Origin of the sequence: Falsiroseomonas oryzae, assembly GCF_027856955.1 — a bacterium.
Taxonomy (GTDB): Bacteria; Pseudomonadota; Alphaproteobacteria; order Acetobacterales; family Acetobacteraceae; genus Falsiroseomonas; species Falsiroseomonas oryzae.
In genome coordinates this window covers 1-5,195 of the sequence record NZ_JAPSMD010000382.1, presented here as the reverse complement: position 1 = coordinate 5,195, position 5,195 = coordinate 1, and the positions used below count along the sequence as shown (strand labels likewise).

At 71.9% G+C, this 5,195-nt stretch carries 5 protein-coding genes; 4 read left to right on the top strand and 1 reads right to left on the bottom strand.

Annotated features, from left to right (window positions below; genetic code table 11):
* Nucleotides 1-787, bottom strand: a 787-nt coding sequence (locus tag OZN99_RS24940; protein ID WP_270937944.1) for an MFS transporter, incomplete at its 3' end; no start/stop codon positions are given.
* Between the two features lie 107 nt (nucleotides 788-894).
* Here OZN99_RS24940 and OZN99_RS24935 point away from each other — a divergent pair.
* The 4 genes from OZN99_RS24935 to OZN99_RS24920 form a co-directional block, all read left to right on the top strand.
* On the top strand, nucleotides 895-1,401 hold the full coding sequence (locus tag OZN99_RS24935; protein ID WP_270937943.1) for a MaoC family dehydratase: 507 nt from the start codon (nucleotides 895-897) through the stop codon (nucleotides 1,399-1,401).
* Nucleotides 1,398-2,807 carry an MmgE/PrpD family protein gene (locus tag OZN99_RS24930; protein WP_270937942.1) on the top strand — a complete coding sequence of 470 codons (1,410 nt, stop codon included), beginning with the start codon at nucleotides 1,398-1,400 and terminating at the stop codon, nucleotides 2,805-2,807. Before OZN99_RS24935 ends, OZN99_RS24930 begins: the two co-directional genes overlap by 4 nt.
* Nucleotides 2,808-2,818: 11 nt before the next feature.
* Nucleotides 2,819-3,997 (top strand): acyl-CoA dehydrogenase family protein, encoded by a 1,179-nt coding sequence (locus OZN99_RS24925; protein ID WP_270937941.1) that lies wholly within the window; start codon nucleotides 2,819-2,821, stop codon nucleotides 3,995-3,997.
* A 5-nt stretch (nucleotides 3,998-4,002) separates the two neighbouring features.
* Nucleotides 4,003-5,195: CaiB/BaiF CoA transferase family protein (locus OZN99_RS24920; RefSeq protein WP_270937940.1), on the top strand; the 1,193-nt coding region annotated here is incomplete at its 3' end.

Sequence of the window (5,195 nt, the reverse complement as noted above, 5' to 3'; positions counted from 1 at the left end):
GACCCACGGCGCCCGAAGCCTGCGCCGCCGCGGCGGCCGCGCCGGCCGCCACGGCGTTCCAGCCGAACTCCTCGACCAGCATGGCAACCAGATATGACGCGAAGGAGACCTGCACCGCGGCATACAGCGCGCCGACCACCGCCAGCTGCCGCAAGGCGGATCCGCGACCGAGGCCGGCCAGCAGCCGGCCTCGGCCGGCGAACAGCGGCGCGGCCGCATCCCGCCCCTGGTCCCAGGCGGCACGCAACGGCCACAACAGCACCGCCGCCAAGCCACAGGCCGCCGCCCCGAGCCACAGCGCCACGGGCCAGCCGAAGGCCAGCGCCAGCGGCGGCAGGGCGAGCCCCGCCACCACACCGCCGATCGGCACGCCGGTCTGCTTCACCGCGAAGACCAGGTTGCGCCGGGCCGGCGGCGCGACGCGGTTCAGCACCTCCGAGGCCGCAGGGTTGGTGAGCCCGTACGCGGCGCCGATCAGCGCGGCACCGAGGGCGGCGCCCGGCAGGCCGCCGAAGGCCGGCAGCGCCATCCCGGCGGCGCAGACACACAGCGCCAGCTGCGTGCAACGGGCCGGCCCGAGACGGCGCAGCACGCCCGCGGCAGATGCCGAGACCACCGCCGCGTGCAGATAGACGATGGCGACGTGCAGGCCGAGCCAGTGCGCCGCCGCACCGAGGTCCGCCGCCGCCTTCGCCGCCAGGGTCGGCAGGGCGAAGACAGCCAGCGTCGCCAGAGCCTGCGAAACCGTGGTGGCCAGCAGGGCGACCGCGAGCGGGCTCAGGCCCATCGTGGCTCGGCGGCGGGGCGGCGTGTCATCGGCCTCGTGTGCGGCAGGGGTCTTGATCGACAATATGTCCGGACATAATCTCCGCGGCAACCCACGAGGAACGTCACATGGAAGGATCAAAGGAGCGCCCCGACGCGGGCAGGGTCGTCGCCGGCCGCCAGCGCGGCAACTTCCTCGAGGATTTCCGCGTCGGCGACGTGTTCGAGCACTGGCCCGGCCGTACCATCACCGAGGCCGACAACATCCAGTTCAGCCTGCTGACGATGAACCAGCACCCGATGCATTGCGACCACGCCTTCGCGGCGGGATCGGAATTCGGCAAGCCGCTGGTCAACAGCGCGCTGACGCTGGCGATCGTGGTCGGCATGACCGTCAACGACATCTCCTTCAACGCCATCGCCAACCTCGGCTGGAAGGAGATCAGGCTCGTCGCGCCCGTGCACCCCGGCGACACGATCTACGCGCGGTCCAAGGTGCTGGAGGTACGCGAGAGCCGCTCGCGCCCCGGCCAGGGCATCGTCACCACGCGGACGGAAGGCTTCAAGGCGGACGGCACCGTCTTCCTCTCCTTCGAACGCAACAGCCTCGTCCCCAAGCGGAGCGCCGCACGATGAACGACCTCTCCACCACCGCGCTGCAGGCCGGCACCGAGCCCGCCCCCGCCCTCGCCCGCTTCGCCGCGCGGCTGCAGGACGCCGACATCCCCGCCGAGGTGCGGCGCCGCGCCGCGCACCACCTGCTCGACGCGATCGGCATCGCCTTCGCCTCCTCCCGCATGGACTTCGCGCATCGCACGCTGACCGCGGTGCGCGGCCTCGGCGGCAGCGGCGAGGTGCCGGTCATCGGCATGCCAGCCCGCCTCTCGCCGCGCGATGCGGCGATGGTGAACGGGCTGCTGGTGCATGGCCTCGACTTCGACGACACGCATCTCGGCGGCGTCATCCACCCGACCGCGAGCGTCTTCCCGGCCGTGTTCTCCACCGCGATGAGCACCGGCGCGAGCGGGGCCGAGATGGTCACCGCCTATATCGCTGGCGTGGAGGTGGCCAACCGCCTCGGCGCCGTCGCCAAGGGCGGCTTCCATAAGGTGGGCTTCCACCCGACCGGCATGGTCGGCGTGTTCGGCTGCACGCTGGCGGCGGGCCGCCTGATGGGCCTGACGGAGCGCGAGTTGACCCACGCGCAGGGCATCGCGCTTTCGCTCGCCTCCGGCAGCCTGGAATTCCTGGAGGACGGCGCCTGGAACAAGCGCCTGCATCCGGGCTGGGCGGCGCAGGCCGGCATGACCGCCGCGGCGCTGGCGCGGCAGGGCTTCGTCGGCGCGACCAACCCGCTGTCGGGCCGCTTCGGCCTGTTCAACTCCTATCTCGGGCCGCTCTCGGCGAACTGCGACATGGCGCTGGCCACGGCGGGGCTCGGCCGCGTGTGGGAGATCGCGCGGACCTCGGTGAAGCCCTACCCCGCCTGCCACTTCACCCATGCCTGCGTGGACGCCGCGCTGGCGCTGCGCGCGCAGGGCGTGCGCGTGGAGGACATCGCGGCGATCGAGGCGCTGCTGCCGGAAGGCGTGATGGGCGTGGTCTGCGAGCCGGAGGCGAACAAGAAGCGCCCGGCCAACGGCTACGATGCGCAGTTCAGCATCCCCTTCCTGGTCGCCGCAGCACTGGTGCGCGGCCGCCTGACGCTGGCCGAGGTGGAAGGCGAGGCGCTGAGCGACGCCGCCATCCTCGAGGTCGCGAACAAGGTCACCTCCCTGCCCGACCCCGACAGCCCCTTCCCGCGCGCCTATTCCGGCGAGGTGGTGGTGAAGCTGAAGGATGGCCGCACGCTGCGCCACCGCGAGCAGGTCAACCGCGGCGCGCCCGACAGGCCGCTGGCGGATGCCGATATCGTCGAGAAGTTCCGCGGCAACGCGGCGCTGGCGCTCTCCGCCGCCAACGCCGCACGCGTGGAGGCGGCCGTGCTCGGCCTCGACGCGGCACCCGATGCGCAGGCGCTCGCCGGCGCGCTGGCCGGCTGAGGAGAGCACCGATGGACAGCATCATGGACCGCGGCGCCGCCTCCGAGGCCGACGAGCAGGAGCGGCTGATCCTGGACGCCGTGGACCGCTTCCTCGCGCGCCATGTCCGCCCGGTGGCGATGGAGCTGGAGCACGCCGACGAGTATCCCACCGAGATCGTCGAGCGGATGAAGGAGCTCGGCCTGTTCGGCGCCGTCATCCCGCAGGAGTACGGCGGGCTCGGCCTGCGCCCCTCCACCTACGCCAAGGTGATCGAGCGGATGGCGGCGGAGTGGATGTCGATCTCGGGCATCATCAACTCCCACCTGATCATGGCCTGGATCGTCAACCGGATGGGCACGCCGGAGCAGCGCGAGGCCTTCCTGCCGCGCTTCGCGACCGGCGAGCTGCGCGGCGGCCTGGCGCTGACAGAGCCGGATTGCGGCACCGACCTGCAGGCGATCCGCACCACCGCCCGGCGCGAGGGCGACCACTACATCGTCAACGGCACCAAGACCTGGATCAGCAACGGCATCCACGGCGCGTGCTTCGCGCTGCTGGTGAAGACCGACCCCGCCGCCAGCCCGCGCCACAAGGGCATGTCGATGCTGCTGGCGGAGAAGGGCCCGGGCTTCCGCGTCGGCCGCAAGCTGGAGAAGATCGGCTACAAGGGCATCGACAGCGCCGAGCTGGTCTTCGAGGACTACCGCGTGCCCGCCGACCGGCTGATCGGCGGCGTCGAGGGCCACGGCATGGCCTGCGCCATCGCCGGGCTGGAGCTCGGCCGCGTCAACGTCGCCGCGCGCGGCGTGGGCGTGGCGCAGCGTGCGCTGGACGAGAGCGTGCGCTACGCGCAGCAGCGCCGCACCTTCGGCAAGCCGATCCACGAGCACCAGGCGATCGCGCTGAAGCTCGGCGACATGGCGACCCGCACGGAAGCCGCCAGACTGCTGACCGAGAAGGCGGCACAGGCGCTGGATCGGGGCGACCGCGCCGACTACGAGGCCGGCATGGCGAAGCTGTTCGCGACCGAGGCCGCGGTGGAGAACAGCCTGGAGGCCATGCGCATCCATGGCGGCTACGGCTACAGCAAGGAGTTCGTGGTGGAACGCCTCTATCGCGACGCACCGCTGCTGGTGATCGGCGAGGGCACGAACGAGATCCAGCGCCTGCTGATCGCCAAGCGCCTGATCGAGCGCAACCGGATCTGACGCCGATGGCGGACGGAATCCCGGATCCACGGGCGGCGCTGGGCCTGGCGCCCGGCGCCCGCCTGCCGTTGGAAGGCGTCACGGTCATCGCGGTGGAGCAGTACGGCGCCGGCCCCTTTGGCACCATGCTGCTCGGCGACCTTGGCGCCGAGGTCGTGAAGATCGAGAACCACACCGATGGCGGCGACATGGGCCGCGGGGTCGGCCCGCACTTCTTCGGCCCCGGCGACAGCCACTTCTTCCAGGCCTTCAACCGCAACAAGCGCAGCGTCGCGATCGACATCCGCAAGCCGGAAGGCATGGCCTTGCTGCGCGGGCTGATCGCCGGGGCGGATGCGGTGCTGGACAACTTGCGCGGCGACCTGCCGGACCGACTGGGCCTGACCTACGACAAGCTGAAGGACGTCAACCCGCGCATCGTCTGCGCGCATCTCTCCGCCTATGGCCGCGACGGACCGCGGCGATCCTGGCCGGGCTACGACTACCTGATGCAGGCGGAGGCCGGGTACCTCTCCGTCACCGGCGAGCCGGATGGGCCACCTGCCCGCTTCGGCCTCTCCGTCGTGGACATGATGACCGGCGTGATGACGGCCTTCGCGCTGGTCTCCGGCATCGTCGGCGCGCGCGCAACCGGGCGCGGCATGGACCTCGATGTCAGCCTGTTCGACACCGCGCTGCACAACCTGACCTACCTGGCCGCCTGGTACCTGGACAAGGGCCACGTCCAGGGCCGCGAGCCGCGCGGCGCGCATCCTTCCCTGACGCCATCGCAGCTGTATCGAACGCGCGACGGCTGGCTGCTGATCATGTGCCAGAAGCAGAAGTTCTGGGAGTTGCTGGCCGATGGCGTCGGGCACCCGGAATGGAAATCCGACCCGCGCTTCGCCACCATGCGCGACCGGCTGACCAACCGCGACGCGCTGACCGAGGCGCTCGACGCGGCGCTGCAGGCGCGCACGACGGCGGAGTGGATGGAGTCGCTCGGCGGCGTGGTGCCGCTCGCCCCGGTGCTCGATGTCGGCGGCGCGCTCGAGAATCCCTTCGTGCAGGCGCGCGGCGGCGTGGCAGAGTTCCCGCGCGCCGAGGGCGGCGCGCCGGTGCGCATGCTGACCGGCCCGGTGCGCGTGAACGGCGGGCCGGGCCGGCAGGTCGCAGCGCCGGCGCTGGGTGCGGACACCGCGGCCGTGCTCGCACGGCG

Coding starts and splice junctions, on each gene's coding strand:
- OZN99_RS24935 (WP_270937943.1), top strand. CDS start 895: ATGGAAGGATCAAAGGAGCGCCCCGACGCGGGCAGGGTCGTCGCCGGC.
- OZN99_RS24930 (WP_270937942.1), top strand. CDS start 1,398: ATGAACGACCTCTCCACCACCGCGCTGCAGGCCGGCACCGAGCCCGCC.
- OZN99_RS24925 (WP_270937941.1), top strand. CDS start 2,819: ATGGACAGCATCATGGACCGCGGCGCCGCCTCCGAGGCCGACGAGCAG.